19 protein-coding genes are annotated in these 23,672 nt (G+C 71.8%); 4 read left to right on the top strand and 15 right to left on the bottom strand.

Going from position 1 to position 23,672, the window contains the following annotated elements; all coding sequences use genetic code 11:
• Nucleotides 1-213 precede the first annotated feature (213 nt).
• The 7 genes from cobT to ACZ4SF_RS16790 form a co-directional block, all read right to left on the bottom strand.
• Nucleotides 214-5,301: a nicotinate-nucleotide--dimethylbenzimidazole phosphoribosyltransferase gene (gene cobT / locus ACZ4SF_RS16820; protein WP_468384376.1), complete on the bottom strand. Its 5,088-nt coding sequence runs from the start codon at nucleotides 5,299-5,301 to the stop codon at nucleotides 214-216.
• Between the two features lie 342 nt (nucleotides 5,302-5,643).
• Nucleotides 5,644-6,855 (bottom strand): precorrin-6y C5,15-methyltransferase (decarboxylating) subunit CbiE, encoded by a 1,212-nt coding sequence (gene cbiE / locus ACZ4SF_RS16815; protein WP_468384374.1) that lies wholly within the window; start codon nucleotides 6,853-6,855, stop codon nucleotides 5,644-5,646.
• A gap of 99 nt (nucleotides 6,856-6,954) precedes the next feature.
• Nucleotides 6,955-7,593 (bottom strand): GNAT family N-acetyltransferase, encoded by a 639-nt coding sequence (locus ACZ4SF_RS16810; RefSeq protein ID WP_468384371.1) that lies wholly within the window; start codon nucleotides 7,591-7,593, stop codon nucleotides 6,955-6,957.
• 209 nt (nucleotides 7,594-7,802) lie between these two features.
• Nucleotides 7,803-8,633, bottom strand: a complete 831-nt coding sequence (locus ACZ4SF_RS16805; protein ID WP_468384368.1) for a MetQ/NlpA family ABC transporter substrate-binding protein — start codon at nucleotides 8,631-8,633, stop codon at nucleotides 7,803-7,805.
• Between the two features lie 90 nt (nucleotides 8,634-8,723).
• Nucleotides 8,724-9,467, bottom strand: a complete 744-nt coding sequence (locus ACZ4SF_RS16800) for a methionine ABC transporter permease (RefSeq protein WP_468384365.1) — start codon at nucleotides 9,465-9,467, stop codon at nucleotides 8,724-8,726.
• The gene (locus ACZ4SF_RS16795) at nucleotides 9,464-10,516 is read right to left on the bottom strand and encodes a methionine ABC transporter ATP-binding protein (protein WP_468384362.1); all 1,053 of its coding nucleotides are present in this window, start codon (nucleotides 10,514-10,516) and stop codon (nucleotides 9,464-9,466) included. Before ACZ4SF_RS16795 ends, ACZ4SF_RS16800 begins: the two co-directional genes overlap by 4 nt.
• 345 nt (nucleotides 10,517-10,861) lie before the next feature.
• Nucleotides 10,862-11,512 carry an HAD family hydrolase gene (locus tag ACZ4SF_RS16790; RefSeq protein ID WP_468384360.1) on the bottom strand — a complete coding sequence of 217 codons (651 nt, stop codon included), beginning with the start codon at nucleotides 11,510-11,512 and terminating at the stop codon, nucleotides 10,862-10,864.
• A gap of 70 nt (nucleotides 11,513-11,582) precedes the next feature.
• Here ACZ4SF_RS16790 and ACZ4SF_RS16785 point away from each other — a divergent pair, with 70 nt between their 5' ends.
• Together ACZ4SF_RS16785 and ACZ4SF_RS16780 are read left to right on the top strand one after the other, a co-directional pair.
• Nucleotides 11,583-11,942, top strand: coding sequence for a hypothetical protein (locus ACZ4SF_RS16785; protein ID WP_468384357.1), 360 nt, complete (start codon nucleotides 11,583-11,585; stop codon nucleotides 11,940-11,942).
• Nucleotide 11,943: 1 nt separating this feature from the next.
• Nucleotides 11,944-12,363 (top strand): hypothetical protein, encoded by a 420-nt coding sequence (locus ACZ4SF_RS16780; protein ID WP_468384354.1) that lies wholly within the window; start codon nucleotides 11,944-11,946, stop codon nucleotides 12,361-12,363.
• Between the two features lie 15 nt (nucleotides 12,364-12,378).
• On the opposite strand, the gene ACZ4SF_RS16775 is transcribed toward ACZ4SF_RS16780, so the two are convergent.
• The 3 genes from ACZ4SF_RS16775 to ACZ4SF_RS16765 form a co-directional block, all read right to left on the bottom strand.
• Nucleotides 12,379-12,876: a GNAT family N-acetyltransferase gene (locus tag ACZ4SF_RS16775; protein ID WP_468384859.1), complete on the bottom strand. Its 498-nt coding sequence runs from the start codon at nucleotides 12,874-12,876 to the stop codon at nucleotides 12,379-12,381.
• 45 nt (nucleotides 12,877-12,921) lie between these two features.
• The gene (locus ACZ4SF_RS16770; RefSeq protein ID WP_468384352.1) at nucleotides 12,922-13,428 is read right to left on the bottom strand and encodes a sigma-70 family RNA polymerase sigma factor; all 507 of its coding nucleotides are present in this window, start codon (nucleotides 13,426-13,428) and stop codon (nucleotides 12,922-12,924) included.
• Nucleotides 13,429-13,541: 113 nt separating this feature from the next.
• Nucleotides 13,542-14,717: a glycerophosphodiester phosphodiesterase gene (locus ACZ4SF_RS16765; RefSeq protein WP_468384349.1), complete on the bottom strand. Its 1,176-nt coding sequence runs from the start codon at nucleotides 14,715-14,717 to the stop codon at nucleotides 13,542-13,544.
• A 327-nt stretch (nucleotides 14,718-15,044) separates the two neighbouring features.
• Here ACZ4SF_RS16765 and ACZ4SF_RS16760 point away from each other — a divergent pair, with 327 nt between their 5' ends.
• Together ACZ4SF_RS16760 and ACZ4SF_RS16755 are read left to right on the top strand one after the other, a co-directional pair.
• Nucleotides 15,045-15,734 carry a lysophospholipid acyltransferase family protein gene (locus ACZ4SF_RS16760; RefSeq protein WP_468384347.1) on the top strand — a complete coding sequence of 230 codons (690 nt, stop codon included), beginning with the start codon at nucleotides 15,045-15,047 and terminating at the stop codon, nucleotides 15,732-15,734.
• Nucleotides 15,735-15,859: 125 nt separating this feature from the next.
• Nucleotides 15,860-17,485 carry a multicopper oxidase family protein gene (locus ACZ4SF_RS16755; protein ID WP_468384344.1) on the top strand — a complete coding sequence of 542 codons (1,626 nt, stop codon included), beginning with the start codon at nucleotides 15,860-15,862 and terminating at the stop codon, nucleotides 17,483-17,485.
• A gap of 82 nt (nucleotides 17,486-17,567) precedes the next feature.
• On the opposite strand, the gene ACZ4SF_RS16750 is transcribed toward ACZ4SF_RS16755, so the two are convergent.
• From ACZ4SF_RS16750 to ACZ4SF_RS16730, 5 genes are all read right to left on the bottom strand, one after another.
• Nucleotides 17,568-19,091, bottom strand: a complete 1,524-nt coding sequence (locus ACZ4SF_RS16750) for an MFS transporter (RefSeq protein ID WP_468384341.1) — start codon at nucleotides 19,089-19,091, stop codon at nucleotides 17,568-17,570.
• Nucleotides 19,092-19,128: 37 nt separating this feature from the next.
• Nucleotides 19,129-19,677: a TetR/AcrR family transcriptional regulator gene (locus ACZ4SF_RS16745; RefSeq protein WP_468384338.1), complete on the bottom strand. Its 549-nt coding sequence runs from the start codon at nucleotides 19,675-19,677 to the stop codon at nucleotides 19,129-19,131.
• An 83-nt stretch (nucleotides 19,678-19,760) separates the two neighbouring features.
• Nucleotides 19,761-20,732, bottom strand: a complete 972-nt coding sequence (locus ACZ4SF_RS16740; RefSeq protein WP_468384336.1) for an aldo/keto reductase — start codon at nucleotides 20,730-20,732, stop codon at nucleotides 19,761-19,763.
• A 173-nt stretch (nucleotides 20,733-20,905) separates the two neighbouring features.
• On the bottom strand, nucleotides 20,906-22,339 hold the full coding sequence (gene argH / locus ACZ4SF_RS16735; RefSeq protein ID WP_468384334.1) for an argininosuccinate lyase: 1,434 nt from the start codon (nucleotides 22,337-22,339) through the stop codon (nucleotides 20,906-20,908).
• Between the two features lie 129 nt (nucleotides 22,340-22,468).
• Nucleotides 22,469-23,662 carry an argininosuccinate synthase gene (locus tag ACZ4SF_RS16730; protein WP_468384332.1) on the bottom strand — a complete coding sequence of 398 codons (1,194 nt, stop codon included), beginning with the start codon at nucleotides 23,660-23,662 and terminating at the stop codon, nucleotides 22,469-22,471.
• Between the last annotated feature and the right edge of the window lie 10 nt (nucleotides 23,663-23,672).

The following is a 23,672-nucleotide window of genomic DNA, read 5'->3' as shown; positions in this document are numbered from 1 at the left end:
CTGTGAGTTGGGCGCGCTGCACCTTCGGAGCGGCCCTGACGTGCGGATTTTAAGCCGTGGACACGGCAGACGGCAGGGGTGGTCCGGCAGCTGGGCACCGGACCGCCTCATGCAGACGGAACGGGTGGTCAGGCGGCTGGGCGCCGGACCGCCTCATGCAGTCGGTACGGGTGGTCCGGCAGCCGGGCGCCGGACCACCCCGTCGTCCGACGGCTACTTCTCGGTGACCCCCGCCGAATCGAACGTCGCCACCTCGTGCATGGCGCGCGCCGTGCTCTGCACCAGCGGCAGCGCGAGCAGCGCGCCCGTGCCCTCGCCGAGACGCAGGTCGAGGTCGACCAGGGGGCGCAGGCCCAGCTTGTTCAGGGCGGCCACGTGGCCCGGCTCGGCGCTGCGGTGGCCAGCGATGCAGGCCGCGAGCACCTCGGGGGCGATGGCCCGGGCCACGAGGGCCGCGGCACCGGCGCTGACGCCGTCCAGGATGACCGGCGTACGCAGGGACGCGCCGCCGAGGAGCAGGCCGACCATGGCCGCGTGCTCGAAGCCGCCGATGGCCGCGAGGACACCGATCGGGTCGGCCGGGTCCGGCTGGTGGAAGTCCAGAGCGCGGCGGACCACCTCGGTCTTGCGGGCCAGCGTCTCGTCGTTGATGCCCGTGCCGCGACCGGTGACCTCGGCCGGGTCGGCGCCGGTGAAGACGGAGATCAGCGCGGCGGACGCGGTGGTGTTGGCGATGCCCATCTCGCCGGTGAGCAGCGCCTTGTTGCCGGCCGCGACCAGGTCGCGGGCGGTCTCGATGCCCACCTCGATGGCCGCCTTGGCCTCCTCGCGGGTCATCGCGGGGCCGGTGGTCATGTCGGAGGTGCCGCCGCGGATCTTCCGGGGCAGCAGGCCGGGGGTGGCGGGCAGGTCGGCGGCCACGCCCACGTCCACGACGCAGACCTCGGCTCCGACCTGGGTGGCGAAGGCGTTGCAGACCGCTCCCCCGCCGAGGAAGTTGGCCACCATCTGGGCGGTGACCTCCTGCGGCCAGGGGGTCACACCCTGGGCGTGCACGCCGTGGTCACCGGCGAAGATGGCGACGGCGGCCGGCTCGGGGATCGGCGGCGGGCACTGCCGGGACAGCCCGGACAGCTGCGCGGAGATGATCTCCAGCATGCCCAGCGCACCGGCCGGCTTGGTCATGCGCTTCTGGCGCTCCCATGCCTCGCCGAGCGCCTTGGCGTCGAGCGGGCGGATCTGTGCGACGGTCTCGGCAAGCAGGTCGTGGGGTTCCTCTCCGGGCAGGGCACGTCGGCCGTACGTCTCCTCGTGCACCACCCAGGACAGGGGGCGCCGCTTGGACCAGCCGGCCTGCATCAGCTCGGGCTCGTCCGGGAACTCGTCGACGTACCCGACACACAGGTAGGCGACGACCTCCAGATGCTCGGGCAGGCCGAGCGCACGGACCATCTCCCGCTCGTCGAAGAAGCTGACCCAGCCGACGCCGAGGCCTTCGGCGCGGGCGGCTAGCCAGAGGTTCTCCACCGCGAGCGCCGAGGAGTAGGGCGCCATCTGCGGCTGGGTGTGACGGCCGAGGGTGTGACGGCCGCCGCGGGTGGGGTCGGCCGTGACGACGATGTTGACCGGCGTGTCGAGGATGGCCTCGATCTTCAGTTCCTTGAACTGCTTGGCCCGGCCCTTCGGCAACGACTTGGCGTACGCCTCACGCTGACGCATCGCCAGTTCGTGCATGGTCCGCCGGGTCTCGGCGGACCGGATGACGACGAAGTCCCAAGGCTGCGAGTGTCCGACGGAGGGCGCGGTGTGCGCGGCCTCCAGGACTCTGAGCAGCACCTCGTGCGGGATGGGGTCGCTGCGGAAGCCGTTGCGGATGTCACGGCGCTCGCGCATGACCTTCAGGACGGCCTCTCGCTCGGCGTCGGCGTAGCCGGGCGCGGCGGGGCCGGTGGACTGTCGTGCTTCCGCCACAGTGGCCGTGCTCTCTTCCTGGTCGGCGGCCCTGGTCTCCAGGTCCTCCGCGTGCTGGACGACATCGGGGGCGGGCTCCCCCTCCGACGCGGCCGGTACGACGGCCGGTTCACCTTCCCGCGGCGCGGGCACGGTGGCCACCGGCCCCGGCAGTTCCTGGGGGCCCTGGGTCCCTTCCACGGACAGGGCCTCCACCGGCAGACCGACAGCAAGCAAACCATCCGCGGACAGGCCGTCGACGGGCAGACCTTGCTTGGGCAGCAGGCCGTCGACGGGCAGGCCATGCACCGGCAGGCCTTCCGGGGGCAAGCCTTGCGCGGGCAAGACTTGCGCGGGCAGGCCTTCCATGGGCACGCCTTCCGTGGGCAGGACGAGGGGCTGCGGCGGCGTGGGCGCCAGGTGCGGGGTGGTGGGCACCTGTCCCTCCACCGGCACGAACTGGCCGAGCGGCTGCTCCGCGTCGGGCGCGTACGCGGCCGGCACCGTGCCGTCCGGAACGGCGTCCGCCGCCTGCGGCTGGAGCTGCGGGCCGGCAGGGCCGATGGCCGGCGCGGGTGCGCCGGCCCGGTCGGCGGCGTCCGGTACCTGCGACGGGTCCTGCGGCGCGGCGGACGTGGTCGGGGCGTCGGCGTCGAGCGGGGCGCGCTCGGCGAGCTGCGGGCCCTCAGCCTGGAGCACGGCCGGCTCGGCCACCTCTGCGGGCTCGGCCGTGACCGCACCCACGGGCTCGGCGACCACGGCGTCCTGGTCCGCGGGGGCGACGGGCTGTGCGGGCTCGGCGTGCGGTACTTCCGCGGCCGGTGCCAGGGGCTCGGCGGCATCGGCAGCGGCGGGCTCGTCGGTCGGTACGACGCCGGAGGCGTCCGGCGCGGCGCCGGGCAGGTCCGAGCCGGGCTCAGCCGGAGCGCCGCAGGCCGTGGTCTCGGGGGCCGTCGGGGCGGCGGGGGCCGCCGTGCCCTGGGCGGGAGCGGCGCCGGAAGCCGGAGCCGCCTGCGGTACGGCAGCCGCGTCGGCGGACGCGACGGCGCCCTGCGCGGCGACGGGCTCCTGAGCATCGGCGGGAGCCAGGGCTTCGACGGGGGCCTGCACTTCGCCGGGAACCTCGGCTCCGACAGGCACCTGGGCTCCGGCAGAAGGAGTCGGAACCTCGGCGGGAGTCTGGTCTGCGGCAAGTGGCTGGGCTTCGGCAGGTGCCTGGCCTGCGAGAGCCTGGGTTCCGGCGGGAACGTGGCCTTCGGCGAGAGGCTGCGCTTCTGCGGGTGCCGGCCCTTCGGTGAGCGCCTGGGCTTCGGTGAGCGCCTGGGCTTCTGCGGGTGCCTGGTCTTCGGCAGGAGCGTGGACTCCGGCGGGGGCCTGGCCTTCGGCAAGAGCCTGGCCCTCGGCAGGTGCCTGAGCCTGCGCCGCAGCGGCAGCCTGGGCCGCATCGGGGACCTGCGCGGCGTCGGCCGCTTGCGCGGCAGCACCAGGCTGCACGCCCTCGGCCGACTGCACATTCCGGACCGGATCGGTGGTCCCGGCCGGCTGAACCGTCTCGTCCGTCGTACCGGTCGGCGAAGCCCCCGAGGGGGCTTCAGCGGCCTGCGCGGGGTCCGGGACCTGGTCCGGAACGGCCTGCGCGGGGGCCGAGGTCTGGTCCGGAACGGCCTGCGCGGAGTCCGCGGCCTGTACGGCCTGAGAAGGGTCCTGGGCCTGGTCCGGTACGACCTGACCGGACGTCTCCTGGACCGGAAGAGTCTGTTCCGCCGGGTTCGCCACGGGGGCCTCCGGCGCCGGGGGCACCTGGCCGGCCACGCCCTGCTCGGCGGACGCCGCGGCTCCCTGAACGAGCGCGGGGTCCTGGACTCCGGCCGACACCTCGGCGGCCTGCGCCGGCTCGGCGGGCGTCGATGCGGGCTCTGCGCCCTCGGGGGCGGGAACGGCAGCGTCAGCCGTCTGCACGGTCTGCTCCGCCGGAGACGCCTCGGCCACGAAGGCCCCTTCGGCGACAGCCCCGCCGGCACCGGCAGCCACGTCCTCGGCGGCCGTCGGCACCGGCGCGTCCTCGGTGACCTGACCAGCCGGCGCCTGGGCACCCCGTGCCGCGGAAACCTGAACGCCTTCGGCACTCTGCACCACAGGAGCCCCAGCGCCCTCGGCACCCTCGCCCACGGGCATCGCAACACCCTCGGCACCCTGCACCGCCAGAGCCGCGGCCCCGTCGGCACCGCCCACAGGCACCGCAACACCCTCGGCGTCCTGCGCCACCGGAGCCACAGCCCCCGCGGCACCCTGCACCGCCGGGGCCTCGGCAGCGTAAGCACCCGGGTCCGCTGCTGACTGCGCGCCCCCGACGCCCTCCGGGCCGCCCTGCCCGGCCGCAGTCTGAGCAGTGTCGGCGCCCTGAGCGACCGGAGCCTCGTCGCCCTCGGCACCCTGCGTCGCCGAAACCACTAGACCCTCGGCACCCTGCGTCGCCGAAGCCACAGGGCCGTCGGCACCCTGACCCGCTGCCGGAACCGGCATGCCCTCGGCACCCGGCGCGGCCTGCGCAGTCCCGGTCGCCGTCGGCGCGCTGTACACCCCGTCGTGGCCGTGCACCGGCTGGACCCCGTCATGGGCGTGGACGACCTGCGCCTGGCCGGAGCCCGCGGGCGGCATCTGTGCCGCCGCTTGCCCGGCGAGGCGTGCCACCGCTGCCTGGGCGGCATCGGCAGGCTCGGCCGGGCCAACCGTTTCGGCAGCCGGGGCCCGTGCGGCGACCTGCCCCGGGGCGGTCTGGCCCGGGGAGATCTGGCCCGGGGCGGCCGGGGCCGCACCCCAGGGGGCCGCGCTCTGCGGGGCCATTTCGCGCAGTGGCTGCGCGTCGAGGTACTCGGGGCCCGTGGCCGGCGGCCCTGGCTGCCGTACCGGCGCGCCGGCGGGGCCGCGGTCGGCGAGGGAACGGACCGGGCTCGCGGAGGCGTCGGGGATCGGCGGGCCGAGGTGCAGCGGGCGGCGCGGCGGCTGCGGGGCCGCCGCCGGGTCGTGCGGCGCGGACAGGATGGGCGACGGCGGCACCGACGCGGGGGCCGGGTCGGGCAGGCGGACGCCGCTGAGGTCGACCGAGCCGCTGTCGCGGCCGGCCGTCTCGTGCGGGCCCGGTTCGTGGACGGTCTCCACCACCGGTTCCGGAGCGGGTGGCGGCACCTCGTTGCCCCACGCGCCCTGGGCACCCGGCAGCAGCAGGTCTTCGTCCTCGGCGGGTGCCTCGGAGAGGTAGGTGTACGCGCCGTGTGCGGGGACGCCCGGCTGCTCCACCATGCCTGCGCTCTCCGGCTGTCCCTCGCCCGGGATCTGGCCGGTGTCGGTCATGCGTACCCCTCGCCCATCGGTTAGTGCTTCTACGACCAGCTCATCCGGAACGGCGCACCGACCGCCCCGCAGTGAAGAACGAGCGTCCGTGCCCAGCGGCACGAACGACCCGCCGGAAAAGGCGACAAAGCCATTCGGTGGCATTGTCCCGGTCGTTCCGCCGTCGCGACAGCATGATCCGCGACAGCCCGCTGTGGACTGCGCCACGTTGCGCGTCCCCCGGTCCGCCGTACCACACCCACCCCAAAACGGGCGTGCGTTCCGGACATTGGCGAACGAAGTTCGGACCACCGGTGCGGTACAACGATCGGCCAGCCTACCGCGCGCGGTACGACAACACGATCACGGGGCGCGATCGGGCAGTACCCCGCTGAGCAGGAACGCTACGTTCCGCTCGGTCTCCGTCCAGGCCCTGGTGTCGAGTTCGACGGACTGGAACAGGGCGCACTCGACCCGGTAGCCGTGCTCGGTCAGGTCGCGGCCGACGCGCTCGGCCGCGTCCCGGGTGGCGGCGTGCGTGACGATGCGCTGCGGGCGCCGGTCGGCGACCGCGGAGACGACGGCCGGTCCGCCGCCACCGACCCGTACGACGTCGGGTTCGGGCAGGTTTTCGAGGATGTGCGGGGCACTGCCGTGGACGATCTGAAGGTGGACGCCGAACCGGCGTGCGGCTGCTTCGGCGCGGACACAGGCCGTCAGGTCGTGGTCGACGGCGATGACGGCGGCGCCGGCGCGTGCGGCCTCCGCGGCGAACGCGCCGCTGCCGCAGCCGATGTCCCAGACGAGGTCGCCGACCCGGGGCCCGAGGCGGGCGAGTTGGGCGGCGCGCAGCAGTTCCGTCTCGCCCTCGCCGAGCCGGCCGCCGTAGGTCTCGTCGGGCTGCACCCAGCCGCGCGGGCCGGCGCCCGGGTCCCGTCCGGCGATCCAGCCGCCGCCCTCGCCGGCGCCGACCGGGCCGCCGATGACGATGACCACGTTGGGGTCGCGCCAGCTGTGGTCGGGCGCCTTGTCGGAGGTGACGACACTGACCCGCTCGCGTTCGGTGCCCAGTTCCTCGCAGATGACGAAGGTCCGGTGCACGCCCTCCAGCAGGAGGCCCAGTTCGGCGGGGCCGGCGCCCGGGGCGGTGAGGACGGCGACCTTGGGGTGGGCGCGGCAGACGTTCACGGCCCGGCGCAGGGTGCGCGGGTGGGCGACGACGACCTGGGCGTCGTCCCAGGGCATGCCCGCCCGGGCGAAGGCGGCGGCGACGGAGGAGACGGCGGGGACCACCTCGACCTCCAGGCCGAACTCCGGTGCGCGCAGGGTCCGTACGACGCCGAAGAAGCCGGGGTCGCCGTCGGCGAGGACCACCGCGCTGCCGCGGTGGGCGGCGATGCGGCGGGCGGCCAGGGCGAGGCTGCCGAGGCGGATGCGTTCGGCGGCGGGAGGCACCTCGGGCAGCGCCAGGTGGTGGGCGGCACCGGCCACCAGTGTGGCGGCGCCGAGGGCGGCGCGTGCCGCGGCGGTCAGCGGCGAGCCGTCCCAGCCGATCACCGTGACCCGGTCGGCCATGGTCGTCAGTCTCCAGTGGGTTGTGCGCGGGTCTCGGGTGCACCCGGGCAGGCTCCGTGAGGGTACCCGGTGAAGGTGCGGGGCTCGTCGCCCGCGGACTCAGTTCCAGTCCGAGTACGAGGTGAATCCGTCCGGGTCGGCCGGCTGGTCGCTCACTCCGGCGAGGTCCTCCGGCAGCAGGCTCCAGACGATGACGTCCGTGCGCACGTCGGTCCAGGCACCGTCGCCGGTCCTGGTGCGCGCTATCCAGGCGTTGCGGAGCACGCCCTCACTGATGCAGCCGATCTTCTGGGCGACCTGCTGGGAGGCGGTGTTGTCGGCGGCGGTGCGCAGTTCGAGCCGCTCGAACTTCTGGTCGTGGAAGAGCCACTGGGCGATGGCGAGGGCGGCCTCGGACGCGTAGCCTTCACCGCGGGCCCAGGGCGCGATGACGTAGGCGATCTCGCTGGAGCGGACGCGCCAGTCGGTGTTCCTCAGGTGCACGAGGCCGACGAGGCGTTGGGTGAGGAACTCGGTGACGGCGAGGACGATGCCGCGCCCCTCGGTGCGTTCTTCCGGGGCGATGCGGACGATCCACTCGCGGGCGTCGGCCGCGGTGTAGGGGTGGGGCACGGAGGTCCAGGCGACGACCTGTTCGTCGTTCATCATCTCGGCCAGGGCGGGCACGTCGTCCTCGTCGAGGGGACGCAGCACCAACCGCTCCGTGCTGATGGAGATGTTGGGGAAGGTGCTCGTCATGCGCCGCTCCGTAACCTTCGGGAATTCATCGGACGACCGTCAGGGCCGTCAGGCCTGCTGAACTGCCCAGCATGCAGCATGAACCCACTGAACCGCACAACGGGGTCCACACCCGGTGAGGGTGTGGACCCCGTGTGTCGCGGAACGCCGTGTGCGGGTGCCGTCGGCTGTCGGTCACCGGCACGGCGGACCCGTGGTGTCCGACGGCTCTAGAAGGACGGGATGACCGAGCCCTGGTACTTGTCCTCGATGAACTTCTTGACCTCGGGCGAGGTGAGGAGCTTCGCGAGCTTCTTCACGCGCGGGTCGTCCTCGTCGCCCTTCTTCACGGCCAGGAAGTTGCCGTAGGGGTTGTCCTTGGCGGACTCCAGCACGAGGGCGTCCTTGGCGGGCTTCAGGCCCGAGGAGATCGCGTAGTTGCCGTTGACCACGGCCGCGTCCACGTCGTCCAGGGAGCGCGGGGTCTGGGCGGCCTCGACCTCCTTGAAGGTGAGGTTCTTGGGGTTCTTGACGATGTCCCGCGGGGTGGCCTCGGTGCCGACGCCGTCCTTGAGGGTGATGAGCCCGCCCGCGGCGAGCAGCTTCAGGGCACGGGCCTCGTTCACGGAGTCGTTGGGGACGGCGACGGTCGCACCGCTCTTGAGGGCGTCGGCCTTCTTGACCTTGTGGGAGTACAGGCCGAGCGGCTCCAGGTGCACCGTGACGACGGGCGCAATGTGGGTGCCGCGCTTCTTGTTGAAGTCGTCGAGGTACGGCTGGTTCTGGAAGTAGTTGGCGTCCACGTCGCCGTCTTCGGTCGCCGTGTTCGGCGTGATGTAGTCGGTGAACTCCCGGACCTCCAGGTCCAGGCCCGCCTTCTTCGCCAGCTTGTCCTTCACGAAGTTCAGGATCTCGGCGTGCGGGGTGGGGCTCGCGGCGACGACGAGCGGGCCGCTGGAGTCGGAGGAGCCGGAGTCCTTGCCGGAGCCGCAGGCGGTCAGCCCGAGGGTGAGGGCTCCGGTGGCGAGGACGGCGGTGGTGAACTTAGCGGTGTTACGCACGAAAAGTGCCTTTCCTTAAGGGTGGTGCGACCCCGTGTATGGGTGTACGGGGGTTCCCGTGTACGGGTGTACGGGGGTTCTGGGGGCGGGTCAGCTCTTCTTGACGGCGTCGGCGGCGACGGTGCCGGGGAAGATCCCCCGCAGCGGCTTGAAGAGGAGCAGTGCGCCGGTGCTGCCGCTGCGGCGGTGCAGCGAGCGTGCCGCGTAGTCGCCGGCGAACTGGAGCAGCGAGATGACGACGGCCAGGATGGCCACGGTGATCCACATCATGCCGGTCTCGAAGCGCTGGTAGCCGTAGCGGACGGCCACGTCCCCGAGGCCGCCGGCGCCGACGGTGCCCGCCATGGCGGAGTAGCCGATGAGGGCGATGATCGTGGTGGTGGCACCCGAGATGAGCGAGGGGAGCGCCTCGGGCACGAGGACGCTGCGGACGACCTTCCAGGTGCTGCCGCCCATGGACTGCACGGCCTCGACGAGCCCGCCGTCCACTTCGCGGACGGACATCTCCACCAGGCGGGCGAAGAACGGGATCGCGCCGATGGCGAGCGGCACGATCGCGGCCTCGCGGCCGATGGTGGTGCCGGTGACCCAGCGGGTGAAGGTCATCAGCGCCACCATCAGGATGATGAACGGCATGGACCGGGCGACGTTCACGATCTGCCCGATGGCCTTGTTGACGACGACGTTCTGCAACAGCCCGCCCTTGTCCGTGAGGACGAGGAGGATGCCGAGCGGGAGCCCGGCGACGATGGCGATCAGCGTGGACCAGCCGACCATGTAGAGGGTGTCCCAACATGCCTGGGACAGCACCGGCTGCATCTCCGACCAGGTCACTTCGCACCCTCCTTGACCAGCACGGGCGCCTCGCCCGCCGGGCCGACGACGTCGATCTGCAGACCCTGTTCGCGCAGGAAGCCGATCGGCACCACGTTGTCCTCGTAGCGACCGGGCAGTTCGATGCGCATGCGGCCGATCTGGAGGCCGCCGACGGTGTCGATGGCGGCGCCGAGGATCGAGATGTCGATGTTGTAGGTGCGCGCGAGCTGGGAGACGACCGGCTGGGTCGCGGACTCACCGTGGAAGGTGACGTCCAGGACGGTCCGGTCGGCGCCGGAGGCCTCGCCGCCCACCGGGAACAGCGCGGCGGCCAGCTCCGAGCCCGGGGTGGCCAGCAGCTCGCTGACGGTGCCGGACTCCACGATCCTGCCCTTCTGCATGAGCGCGGCGGAGTCGCAGACCGACTTCACGACGTCCATCTCGTGCGTGATGAGCAGGACGGTCAGGCCCAGCTGCCGGTTCAGGTCGCGCAGCAGCTGGAGGATGGAGCGGGTGGTCTCCGGATCGAGGGCGCTGGTGGCCTCGTCGGAAAGCAGCACCTTGGGGTCGCCGGCGAGCGCACGGGCGATGCCGACGCGCTGCTTCTGGCCGCCGGAGAGCTGGGCGGGGTAGGCCTTGGCCTTGTCGGCGAGGCCCACCAGGTCCAGCAGCTCCAGTGCCTTGAGGGAGCGCGCCCGTCCCGCCTGGCCGAGGATCTCCAGCGGCAGCTCGATGTTGTCCTGCACGGTCCGCGAGGACAGCAGGTTGAAGTGCTGGAAGACCATGCCGATGCGGCTGCGCGCCCGGCGCAGTTCCCGGCCGGCGCGGGGGCCGCGGCCGGCCAGCGCGGTGAGGTCCTGTCCGGCGACGGTCACGGTGCCGGACGTGGGGCGCTCCAGCAGGTTGACGCAGCGGATGAGGGAGGACTTGCCGGCGCCGGACTGGCCGATGACGCCGTAGACCTCGCCTTCGCGGACGTGGAGGTCGACGCCGTCGAGGGCGGTGACCTCACGGCCGTGGGAGCGGTGAGCCCGGTAGATTTTCGTCAGGCCCGAGGTGGTGATCACGTGGGTTTCCGTCACTGTCGAGTGCGCGGGCGTGGGTGTGCCCGGGCACGGGTGCATGCGGTTCAGGCATGGAGAGTGGTTGTGCGTCTCGTGCGGCTCAGCGCGCACGGACATGCCACGGCTCTCGCTTCGGGGCGCGAGGCTCAGCTGATGCGGGGGCCCTCTAGAAGGCGCACATTCGACACATCAGTCGACACATACAACGAGCACCGGGCGTCATGGTCGCCTCGGTCGCAAAGGTGCGGCAGCTCGTCGTGGTCATGCGATCAGTAAACCAGACGGACGGTCCTTACCGGCCGCCGCTGTCCGCATGCTGGACAGCGACGGACACCCCTGACCCTGGGCTCAGCCGCGGACGGTGATCTCCACTCCGTCTGCGGTGACCAGTGCGGACAGGGCCGACAGGTCCTTCACCACCAGGTCGGCGGTCAGCTCCTCCGCCCGGTGGGTTGTGGCCAAGGCCACGGTGGTCATGCCGGCCGCCCGGCCCGCCCGGAGTCCGGCGGGAGCGTCCTCGAAGACCACGCAGCGGGCCGGGTCCACGCCGAGCTGCCGGGCGGCGAGCAGGTAGGGCTCGGGGTCGGGCTTGCCGCGGGTGACGTCGTCGGCCGAGACGAACGCCTTCGGGGATATCCCGACGGCATCGAGGCGGGCCTCGGCGAGGCGGCGGGTGGCCGAGGTGACCACGGCCCAGCGGTCGGCCGGCAGGGAGTCCAGGAACGCGCGGGTGCCGGGCAGCAGGCGCACGCCGCCGTTCGGTACGTCCTCGACCTCCAGCTGTTCGACCCGGGCGACGGCCTGCGGCACGAGGTGCCCGGGCAGCAGGTCGGCGACGATCTCGGCCGCGGTCCGGCCGTGCAGTTCCACGCGTCGGAACTCCTCGGCGGTGATCCCGTACTCCCGGGCCCAGCGGGTCCAGCAGCGCTCGACGGAGGCGAGCGAGGAGACGAGGGTGCCGTCGTTGTCGAACAGGAGGGCGTGCGCGTAGATCGTCATGGTTCCAGACCCTACGTCGTACGCCGGGGGCGGCGGCCTGCGCCCGTTTCCGCCGTAATAAGGTCACCGCATGCTCAATGCCCTGACGCTGGTGACCGGGGTCGCCGCGCTGTTGCTCGCCGCCTGGTGCGGCTGGGCCGCCTATCGCGACCAGCCGACCAAGGACTGGCACTTCATCGGCATGGCCGTGGTGTCGCTGCTGGCCGTGATCCAGCTGGTGATCGGGGTCGTGCAGCTGGCGCGGGGCGAGAAGCCGGAGCAGGGCACGACGATCTTCGTGGCCTATCTGCTGGGCGCGCTCGCGTCGATCCCGGCGGCGGGCCTCATGTCGCTGGCCGAGCGGACCCGCTGGGGCTCGGTGACGGTGGCCGCCGGCGCAGTGGTGCTGGCCGTGCTCGAGGTGCGGCTCTTCGACATCTGGGGAGGCTGAGATGACGGCGGTGGAGGAGAAGCCCGCCCGGCTGATCGCCGGGCCGGGAATGCTGCTCGTCTGGTTCTACGGCGTGATGGTCGTCGGCGCGGTGTCGCGTTCCGCGTACCAGATCGCGACCGAGTTCGACCGGGCGCCGCTCGCCTATTCCCTGTCCGCCGTGGCCGGGCTGGTGTACGGGTTCATCACCTACACACTGATCCGGGGCGGGGAGACCGCCCGGCGGGCGGCGATGGTGTGCTGCGCCGCCGAGCTGGTGTGCGTGCTGATCGTCGGTACCTGGACTCTGGCCGACCGCTCGGCCTTCCCGGACGCGACCGTCTGGTCGTACTACGGGGCGGAATACATCTTCATTCCGGTGCTGTTGCCGATCTCCGCGATGTACTGGCTGCGCAAGGCGCGGACCGGGAAGGGCGCCTGAGGCCGGCTCCGGCGCTCAGGCCGTCTGTACGTACTGGCCGGCCGGCTTCTCCAGGACGATCATCTCGACCCCGTCGGAGCCCTTGGCCCGGCCCACCGCCTGGTAGCCCACCCGGCGGTACAGACGCAGGTTGCCCTCGCTGCGGTGGCCGGCGACGAGGCGGAACCTCGTGGCCCCCCGCTCCTCGGCGAGCGCCGACTCGGCCGCGCGCAGCAGCCGGGCGCCGATGCCGTGGCCCTGCAGGCGCGGGTGGACACAGAGCCTGCTGATGGCCGCCGGGCCGTCCTCGGTCACCTTGCCGCGCACCGAGCCGACCACCTCGTCGCCGAGCCGGGCGACGAAGACGCAGTCGGAGGCGACTTCCTGGCGCAGGGAGTCCAGGGTCTGGACGAGCGGCTCGATGCGGTAGTTGCCGTACAGCGCCGCCTCCCCCTGGAAGCACAGGTACTGGAGCCTGAAGATCTGCTCCGCGTCCTGCTCGGTCGCCACCGAGATGGTCACGCTCATGCCCATGTGCGCACGCCTCCCGCTCACCTGATCACCTGTCGTCCCACACTCCTATCCCCGTGCTTCGCACGCCGCAACCTCCGGCGCGAGCAATCGACGCAGACATCCCAGACATCTGGACCGTTCCGGGCCAAGACTGCCCTGTGAGATACCCAACTCCCCCGCGATCTCCCGGTATGTGAGGTCCTTCGGGGAGAGCAGGGCCTCCAGCAGACGGGGGCAGCGGCCGGGCAGGCGGCGAACCGCGTCCCGCAGGGCACGGTGGCGGGCGGCGGTCAGGACGAGCTGTTCGGGCCCGGGCCGGAGGTCGTCGGCCGGTTCGGCGCCGTACGGTCGCTCGCGGCGGGTGGTGCGGCGGCTGCGGCGCGCCTCGGCGCGGACGGCCCTGCGCAGCCAGCCCTGCGGGTCGAGCGGTGGTCCGTCGGTCTCCAGCCGCTCCAGGAGCCGGACCCAGACGGCCTGCTCCAGGTCCCCCGGCTCGCCCCCGGAGGCATATGCCTCGGCCAAGGCCTCGGCGGTGAGCAGCGGGCGCAGGGTGGCTACCAGGTCGGGCGTCATATGCGGAACGACGAGCCGCCCCGGCAACGGGTTGCCGGAGCGGCGGACAGTCACCCCGAACGGGGTGCGGGAGGCTGCGGTGGTTGACGAACCCAGCCCGTGCGGAGGGAGGCTCAGCCCTTCAGGAAGTCGGCGCGGGCGAGCAGACCGGTGTCGGCGTTATCGGTGAAGACACCGTCGATGCCGGTCGCGAAGTACGTCTTGAACGCGCCGAAGACGTCACCGTAGGCGTCGGCCGCGCTGCCCTTGCGGTACTCGGCCGGCAGGAAGGGGTTCTCGTTGCGCATGGTGTAGGGGTGCAGGACCAGGCCCACCCGGTGCGCGTCGGCGACCAGCGTGGTCGGCTTCGCCAGGGTGCCGTCGGCGTTCTTCGGGATGACCAGGTCCAGCGTCGGGCCGATGCCCTGGGCGTACCCGGCGATCTCCCTCAGGCCCCTGGGCGTGATGAGGTCGGCGACCGTGCGCGGGTCGTTCGCCTCGACGAAGTCCCACGGGCGGCTGTTCGCCGAGGAGAGCAGGACGACGAGCGGGTTGTCCACCAGCTGGTTCAGCTTCTGGATGCTGCTCGGCTCGAAGGACTGCAGGATGACCGGCGAGTTCCGGCTGTCCTTGCCGTACTTGCGCAGCAGCTTCGCCACCCGCTCCTCCAGGCCGAGACCCAGCTTGCGGAAGTAGGTGGGGTGCTTGGTCTCCGGGTAGATCCAGACCTGCCGGCCGCGCTTGCGGGTCTGCTCGTCCTGCCACCGCAGGACCTCTTCGAAGGTGGGGATCTCCCAGCGGCCGTTGTAGAGGGTGTTGTGCGGCCGGTTGGCCGGGATGCGCTCGACGGCCCGCAGCGTCTTCAGCTCGGCGAGCGTGAAGTCCTCGGTGAACCAGCCGGTGGTGGGGACGCCGTCCAGGACCTTGGTGGTCCTGCGGTCGGCGAACTCGGGGTGCGAGGCGACGTCCGTGGTGCCGCCGATCTCCGGCTCGTGACGGCAGACCAGATGGCCGTCCCTGGTGGGCACCAGGTCGCCCGCCTCGACCACGTCGGCGCCCAGGTCCAGGGCCAGGTCGTAGGAGCCGAAGGTGTGCTCGGGGCGGTAGCCGCTGGCGCCGCGGTGGCCGATGATCGTCGGCACCGGCAGGCTCTTCAGGCCGCGGCCGCCGTGTCCGGCGGTGCGGGCCTCGGCGGCCCGGGCCGCACCGGGCAGTCCGAGGACCGCTCCGCCCGCGCCGAGCATCGCGGCGCCGAGGAGCGCCCGCCGTCCCGTTCCCTGTGCCTGCCCGTTCGCCTGGTCGCTGTCCATGAGCGCCCTCCTGCCGCCTTCGTCTTTCGGTGCCGGCCGATCGTAGGGGCGGACACATGACCGAGGGGAGGCTTCGGTTCGAACATGCGGGTGACGCCGTATGGCAGATGAGGTGCGAGAGGTGACGGACCGTCGAACGCCGGCGTGCCGTTGCGCGCGATGTCCGTCACATCGCCGCAAGCACGTTACAGGCCGTCTCCGGGACGCCACCGCAGGTAAACCCGCGTCAACACTTCGTAAGACCTCGGTGAACCGGGCGTCCCCGATGTGCGCGTGACAGGGCGCCGCGAGTAATGTCCTCACCTGCACAGACTCATATCGCCCCCCTTGACATCGGAGGACCCGTTGTCCCGCTTCGCGCTCATCAAGGCAGTGCTCGGACCGATCATGCGCCTGATGTTCCGCCCACAGGTGGAGGGCGCGGAGCACATCCCGGGAGACGGGCCGGTCATTCTGGCCGGTAATCACCTCACGTTCATCGACTCGATCGTGCTGCCGCTGGTCACCAAGCGACAGGTGTTCTTCATCGGCAAGGACGAGTACGTCACCGGAAAGGGCGTCAAGGGCCGGCTGATGGCCTGGTTCTTCACCGGCGTCGGCATGATCCCGGTGGACCGCGACGGGGCGAGCGGTGGCGTCGCCGCGCTGATGACCGGGCGGCGGATCCTGGAGGAGGGCAAGGTCTTCGGGATCTACCCGGAGGGCACCCGGTCCCCCGACGGCCGGCTGTACCGGGGGCGCACCGGTATCGCGCGGCTGACGCTGATGACCGGTGCGCCGGTGGTTCCGTTCGCGATGATCGGCACGGACAAGCTCCAGCCGGGCGGCCGGGGCATTCCGCGGCCCGGCCGGGTCACCGTGCGGTTCGGCGAGGCCATGGAGTTCTCCCGGTACGAGGGCATGGACCGGGACCGGTACGTGCTGCGGGCCGTGACCGACTCCGTGATGACGGAGGTCATGCGGCTGTCCGGCCAGGAGTACGTGGACATGTACGCCACGAAGGCGAAGGCCGCCTAGAGCCATCCGGCGGACCGGCGCGGGGGCCCGCGTCCGTCCGCCTGCCGGTGGAATCTGCCGCCGACACATCGAGCATTCGGCCGTATGAAGCGGCCATATGACCACATAACATGTCTGATTCAGACATGTACAAACCTTCTCGGCGCACTCTGCTCCGCACCCCGATCGCCGCCGCCGGCGCGGGATTCCTGGCAGCCTGCACCAACTCCGCTTCCGAGCCGGGCCCCGGCCCCCAAGGCGCGACCGGCGGGGGAAAGTTCGTCCCCGCCGGACCCAAGGGGTACGTCAACCCGTCAGATCCGGAGGTCCTCGCAGCCGAGCGGAAACGCGGGGCCGGCCGCGTACGCACCTTCAGGTTCACCTCCGCCGAGTCCAAGCTGGACCTCGGCGGGCTGTCGGTCCGGACGTGGGCGTACAACGAGGAGGTGCCGGGCCCGCTGGTGCGGGTCACCGCCGGTGAGGTGCTCGATCTGACGCTGGCCAACCGGCTGCCCGCCACGACCACGCTGCACTCCCACGGGGTACGGCTGCGCTGCGACATGGACGGGGTTCCGGACCTGACCCAGGAGGCCATCGAGCCGGGGTCCGACTTCCGCTACCGCTTCACCGTCGAGCACCCGGGAACCTACCTGCTCCACTCCCACGTGGGGATGCAGCCCGACCGGGCCCTGTACGCACCGCTCGTCGTCGACGATCCCAAGGAGCCCCTCTCCTACGACAAGGAGTGGATCGTCATCCTGGACGACTGGCTCGACGGCATCGAAGGCTCCACGCCCGAGGGGGTCCTGGACCAGCTCAAGCCCGGCGGCTCCGGACACATGGCCATGGGCCCCGGCCGCCACAGCCCGAGCCCCGGCCGGTCGGCGACCGCGCACTCGCACTCGCACTCGTCCGGGAAGTCCACGAGCGGCCCCAGCCGGGTACTGCACAACTCCCACAGCCGCATGCTCAACGGAGAGGCGGGCAGCGTCGCCTATCCCCACTACCTGATCAACGGACGCCTGCCCGGCAATCCGTCGGTCTTCCGCTGCCGGCCCGGCGACCGGGTGCGGCTGCGCATCATCAACGCCGGTTCGGAGACCGCCTTCCGTGTCGCGCTGGGCGACCACGAGATGACCGTCACGCACACCGACGGCTATCCCGTGAAGCACAAGAGGACGGATGCCCTGCTCGTCGGCATGGCGGAGCGGTACGACGTCCTGGTCACCGCCCGGGACGGCGTCTTTCCGCTGGTCGCACTCGCCGAGGGCAAGAAGGGACGGGCCCTCGCCGTCCTGCGCACCGACAAGGGCAGGAACATCCCCTCGGCCGATGTCCGCCCGGACGAACTCGACGGGAACACCGTTCCGGCGCGTCGCCTCGTGCCCCATGACTCGGTGGCTCTCGACGACCGTGACCCCGACCGCGAGATGCGCATCAGGATCACCGGCAGCATGGAGAAGTTCGACTGGGGGTTCGACCACAAGCTCTACTCCGCGACGGAGCGCCACCCGGTCCGCGCCGGTGAACGGGTGCGGCTCACCCTCATCAACGCCACGAGCATGTGGCACCCGATGCACCTGCACGGGCACACCTTCGCGGTCGTCGGTCTGGACTCGGTGGGCGCACGCAAGGACACCGCACTCGTGCTGCCGCACCGCAAGCTCGTGATCGACTTCGACGCCGACAATCCGGGACTGTGGATGCTGCACTGTCACAACCAGTACCACTCGGAGAGCGGGATGATGACGGTGCTCGGTTACAAGCGGTGAGACGGGGGCGGTCCGGTCGGGTCGCGGGCGCGGGTGCGTGGGGGCTGGTCGTGCGGTTCCCCGCGCCCGCGGGCGGGTCTGCCTACCCGGCACTCTCCAGCTTCTGGCCCTTCAGCAGGAACCACGCCACCGCCGAGGCAGCCAGGAGGACCCCCGCGCCTGCCGCCGAGGCCAGGTGCAGGCCGTGCACGAACGAGTCGCGGGCCGCGCCGAGCAGTGCCTCCGCCTGGTGCGGGGGCATGTGCGCCGAGGCCTCGGTCGCCGCGCCCAGGGACTCGTGGGCCCCGGCCGGGGTGCCGGCCGGGCCCGTGAAGTCGCGGTAGACACCGGTCACGATGGAGCCCAGCAGGGCGATGCCCAGGGCCGCGCCGAGCTCGTACGCCGTCTCGGAGACCGCCGAGGCGGCGCCCGCCTGCTCCCTGGGGACGCTGGAGAGGATGACGTCGGCGGTCACCGTGAAGGAGAAGCCGGCGCCGACACCCACGACCAGCAGGGCGGCACCGAGGACCGGGTAGCCGCTCGACTGACCGATCGCCGTCAGGGCAGCCAGGGCGGCACCGACCGCGGCCAGGCCGCCCGAGACCACCGTGCGGACCGAGAAACGCCGGGCCACGCGGCCCGCGACCAGACCGGCCGCCACCGCACCGACGGCCGCTGGCAGTTCGGCCAGACCCGCCTCGAACGGACGCCTGTCCTGGACGAGTTGCAGGAACTGGGAGAGGAAGAACACCAGACCGGACATGCCGAGGACGGTCAGCAGGTCGGCGAGGACCGCGCCGCTGAAGCCCCGGCGCCGGAACAGGCGCATGTCCAGCAGCGGGACCGGCATGGTGAGCTGGCGGTGGACGAACCCGTGGAGGGCCGCCGCGCCCAGCAGACCGATGCCGAGGGTCGGCCAGGTGAAGCCGTGGGTGGCGGCCTCCTTGACCGCGTACACGAGGGCGATCATGCCGACGAGCGACAGGGCCACGCTGATCAGGTCCCAGGGGCCCGGGTCCGGGTTGCGGGACTCGGGCAGCGTGCGGATGCCGACCAGGACCAGGACGGCCATCACCGGCAGGTTGATCAGGAAGACCGAGCCCCACCAGAAGTGCTCCAGCAGGAATCCGCCGGTGATCGGGCCGACGGCGGTGCCGGCCGATGCGGTGGCGCCCCAGATGCCTACGGCGAGGCTGCGCTCGCGCGGGTCGTGGAAGATGTTGCGGATCAGGGCCAGGGTGGCGGGCATCAGGGTCGCGCCGGCGACGCCGAGCAGCGCCCGGGCCAGGATCATCAGCTCGGGGGTGGTCGCATAGGCGTTGAGGACGGACAGCGCGCCGAACGCCGTGGCGCCGACCAGCAGGATCCGCTTGCGGCCGATGCGGTCGCCGAGGCTGCCCATGGAGACCAGCAGACCGGCGATGACGAAGGAGTAGACGTCACCGATCCAGAGGAGCTGGGTGCCGGAGGGGTCGAGGTCTTCGGTGATGTAGGGAGTCGCCAGGCCGAGGACGGTGGCGTCGACGGCCACCAGCAGCACGGCCAGGACGAGCACGGACAGCGCCAGCCAGCGGCCGGGGCGCTTCACCGCCTCGGTCTCGGGGGCCGGCTGCAGGGTGCTGGTCATGATTCCTCTCTTCTGTGCGCGTCGGTGCGTCGTGCGCTCACGCGTCGGTGCGTCGTGCGCCGCCGAGCAGCAGCTCGACGATCATGTAGGCGAAGTCCTTGGCGGCCACGCGGCCTTCGCTCACGGCCCAGGCGCCGGAGGCCAGCAGGCCGAACAACGCCTCGGTGAGCCAGGCCGGGCTGAGGTCGATCCGGAACTCACCGGCCTCCTGGCCGCGCCGGAACAGGGCCGTTAGCCGTTCGTCGATGCGGGCCCAGCCCTGGTTCTGCTCCTCGCCCTCGAAGAGCTGGTTCTCGGTGTAGAGGAAGGCGAGGAGTCCGGCGGAGGGTTCGAACGCGCGGATCAGCCGGCGCACGGCCTCGCCCGCGGGGCCGTCGTCCAGGCGGGCCGCGTCCAGCGCCGCCTCGCACTCCGCGATGCCGAGCGACTCCAGCGCGCGGACGAGCGCGTCACGGCCGGCGAAGTGGCGGTGCAGGGTGGCCCGGCTGATTCCGGCGGCCTTGGCGACCTCGTCCATGGTCGCGGTTGATTTGCGGGTCAGCAGGGCTGCTGCGCTGCGCAGCACCTGGTCACGATCGAGGGCCATGAGACAAGAGTAGCGCACATGAGACATGCCTGTCTCAGAATAGGCACGCGTGACTCATCACTGCTGGTCAAGACGGCTGATCCTCAGTGCCAGGGCAGCTGTCCGCGCCGCTCCCAGTAGGCGCGCGGGTCCTCGTGCAGCGTGGCGAGCCGGGTCAGCTGGTCCACGTCGAGGTCGACGGCGGGGGCGTGCAGATTGGACAGGAGCTGCGGGACCGTCGCGGCGCCGGAGAGGACGACACCGGCCCAGGGCTGGCGCAGGATCCACGCGAGGGCCACGGCGTCACAGCCGAGGGAGGTCTCCTCGGCGACCGCCTTCAGCATGTCCGGGGCGTACGGTCCGGCCAGCCGGCCGTTGGCCATGCCCTCCTTGACGATCACGGTGAGCCCGGCGTCGTGCGCCTCGGCGAGTGCGGGGCCCGCCGAGGTCTCCAGGACGTTGTACGTCGACTGGACGGTACGGAAGAGGGGTTCGCCGTCGACCGTCACGGCGAGTGCGGCACGGATCGCGTCGGCCTGGCCGGGACCGCTGGTGGAGAAGCCGACGGTGAGCCCCTGGGCGGCGGCTTCCGCCAGCCTGGCGTGCAGGTCCTTGTCGGTGAGGGCCGGGCTGTCCGGGGTCACCGAGTGGATCTGGTAGAGGTCGAGCCGGTCGCCGAGCAGGGCGTCGGTCTCGGCGCGCTGCCGCTCGTACGTCGCCGGGCTGTGGTCCTTGACCTCGTGCTGCTCGGCGTCGGTGGACCAGCCGGCCGTGTAGGTGTAGCCCCACTTGCTGCCGACGACCACGTCGTCGACGTCGGGGCGGGCGCCCAGCCAGTCGGCGAGGAACTCCTCGGAGCGGCCGTAGGAGCGGGCGACGTCGAAGTAGCGGACGCCCTGGGCGTAGGCGGCGTCGAGGAGTTCGTGCGAGCGGTTGCGGAGGGCGTCGACGCTGCGGTCGTCTCCGAGGTCCTCCTCCCGGCCGAGGTTGATGTAGCCGGGGCGGCCTACCGCGGCCAGGCCGAGGCCGATGTGGCAGGTCGGCGTGGTGGCTGTCGCGAGGCGGGTGAAGGGCATCGCGGGCTCCGTTTCGGTCGGCTCCGGTACGGCTTGCGACCAACCTAACCCGCGATGACGCTCCGTTCGGGGAGCCGGGGGCGCCCGGGACCCGGTGGTGCCGGCCCGTCGGCGCGTGCGCGTCCGTTGTGGCTCGTCGCGCAGTTCCCCGCGCCCCTTTCGGGGCGCTGCCCTCAGCTCTTCTTCTTGGCGTCCGCCCATGCGTGCTGCGCCGCCACGTCCGCCTTGACCTCCGCCAGCTGGATCGCCACCGCGCTCGGGGCCGTGCCGCCGCGGCCGTTGCGGGAGGCCAGGGCGCCCGGGACGTTGAGGACCGACCGCACCTGCGGTGTCAGGTGGGCGGAGATCTTCGCGAACTGTTCGTCCGTGAGGTCGTCCAGTTCCTTGCCCTCGGCCTCGGCGACCTTTACGCACTCGCCGGCGACCTCGTGCGCCACCCGGAACGGCACCCCCTGCTTGACCAGCCACTCGGCGATGTCGGTGGCGAGGGAGAAGCCGGCCGGGGCCAGCTCCTCCATGCGCTCGCGGTTGACGGTGAGGGTGGCGACCATGCCGGTGAACGCCGGGAGCAGCACCTCCAGCTGGTCGCAGGAGTCGAAGACCGGCTCCTTGTCCTCCTGGAGGTCGCGGTTGTAGGCCAGCGGGAGGGCCTTCAGGGTCGCCAGCAGGCCGGTGAGGTTGCCGATCAGGCGGCCGGACTTGCCCCGCGCCAGCTCCGCGATGTCCGGGTTCTTCTTCTGCGGCATGATCGACGAGCCGGTGGAGAAGGCGTCGTGCAGGGTCACGAAGGAGAACTCCTTCGTGTTCCAGATGATGATCTCCTCGGCGATCCGGGAGAGGTTGACGCCGGTCATCGCCGTGATGAAGGCGAACTCCGCCACGAAGTCCCGGGAGGCCGTGCCGTCGATGGAGTTGCCGACGCTGCCGTGTTCGAAGCCGAGGTCCCGCGCGACCGCCTCCGGGTCCAGGCCGAGGGAGGAGCCGGCGAGGGCACCGGAGCCGTACGGCGAGACGGCCGTACGGTCGTCCCACTGGCGCAGCCGCTCGGCGTCGCGGGACAGCGACTGCACATGGGCGAGGACGTGGTGGGCGAAGAGCACGGGCTGGGCGTGCTGGAGGTGGGTACGGCCGGGCATGGCCACGTCCGGGTGGGCCTCGGCGAGGCCGATCAGCGCGTCCTGGAGATCGGCGATCAGGCCGCCGATGATCCGGGCGTGATCGCGCAGGTACATCCGGAAGAGGGTGGCCACCTGGTCGTTGCGTGACCGGCCGGCGCGGAGCTTGCCGCCGAGGTCGGGGCCGAGGTGCTCCAGCAGGCCGCGCTCCAGGGCGGTGTGCACGTCCTCGTCGGCGATGGTGCCCACGAAGGCGCCGGAGGCCACGTCCGCCTCCAGCCGGTCGAGCCCGGCGATCATGCGCTGCAGCTCGTCCCCGCTGAGGAGCCCCGCCGTGTGCAGCACGCGCGCGTGGGCACGCGAGCCGGCGATGTCGTAGGGCGCGAGCCGCCAGTCGAAGTGGACGGAGGCGGACAGCTTCGCCAGGGCCTCGGCGGGACCGTCGGCGAAACGGCCGCCCCAGAGCCGTACGTCACCGCTGTTGCTGCTCACTTGCGTTGCTCCTCGAAGCCGTCGATGTACAAGCTCTTGATGTGCCACCGCCTCCCCACCTTTCCAGGCGGGGAGGCGGCTGTCAGGCCGATGCGTGTGAGGTGGACCCGCGCGTGTGACCGGTGGGGGTTACGCGAGGTCCCGCTTGGCCGCGATCTTCGACGACAGGCTGTAGATGTCGATGAAGCCCTTGGCCGCGGCCTGGTCGAAGGTGTCGCCGGTGTCGTAGGTGGCCAGGTTGAAGTCGTACAGGGACGACTCCGAGCGCCGGCCGGTGACGACCGCACGGCCGCCGTGCAGGGTCATCCGGATGTCGCCGGACACGTGCTGGTTGGCCTCGTTGACGAAGCCGTCCAGGGCGCGCTTGAGCGGGGAGAACCACTGGCCGTCGTAGACCAGCTCGCCCCAGCGCTGCTCGACCTGCCGCTTGTAGCGGGCCAGCTCGCGCTCGACGGTGACGTTCTCCAGCTCCTGGTGGGCCGTGATGAGCGCGATCGCGCCCGGGGCCTCGTATACCTCGCGGGACTTGATGCCGACGAGGCGGTCCTCGACCATGTCGATCCGGCCGATGCCCTGGGCGCCGGCGCGCTCGTTGAGCTGCTGGATGGCCTGCAGGACGGTGACGGGCTTGCCGTCGATGGCGACCGGGACGCCCTCCTTGAAGGTGATGATCACCTCGTCGGCCTCACGGGCCTCGGCGGGATTGGAGGTGTACTCGTAGATGTCCTCGATCGGGGCGTTCCAGATGTCCTCCAGGAAGCCCGTCTCGACCGCGCGCCCGAAGACGTTCTGGTCGATGGAGTACGGGGACTTCTTGGTGGTGGCGATCGGGAGCTGCTTGTCCTCACAGAAGGCGATCGCCTTGTCCCGGGTCATCGCGTAGTCGCGGACCGGGGCGATGCACTTCAGGTCGGGGGCGAGGGCGACGATGCCGGCCTCGAAGCGGACCTGGTCGTTGCCCTTGCCGGTGCAGCCGTGGGCGACCGTGGTGGCCCCGTGCTTCTTGGCGGCGGCGACGAGGTGCTTGACGATCGTCGGCCGGGAGAGGGCGGAGACCAGCGGGTAGCGGTCCATGTACAGGGCGTTGGCCTTGATCGCCGGGAGGCAGTACTCGTCGGCGAACTCGTCCTTGGCGTCGGCGACCTCGGCCTCCACCGCACCGCACGCGAGGGCGCGCTTGCGGATGACGTCCAGGTCCTCGCCGCCCTGGCCGACGTCGACCGCAACGGCGATGACCTCGGCGCCCGTCTCCTCGGCGATCCAGCCGATGGCGACGGAGGTGTCCAGACCGCCTGAGTAGGCGAGTACGACGCGCTCGGTCACGGGTTTCTCC

The organism is Streptomyces sp. NPDC027663 (genome assembly GCF_055566415.1).
Note: the sequence above shows the minus strand (reverse complement) of the source record. Positions and strands in the feature narration are given on the sequence as shown.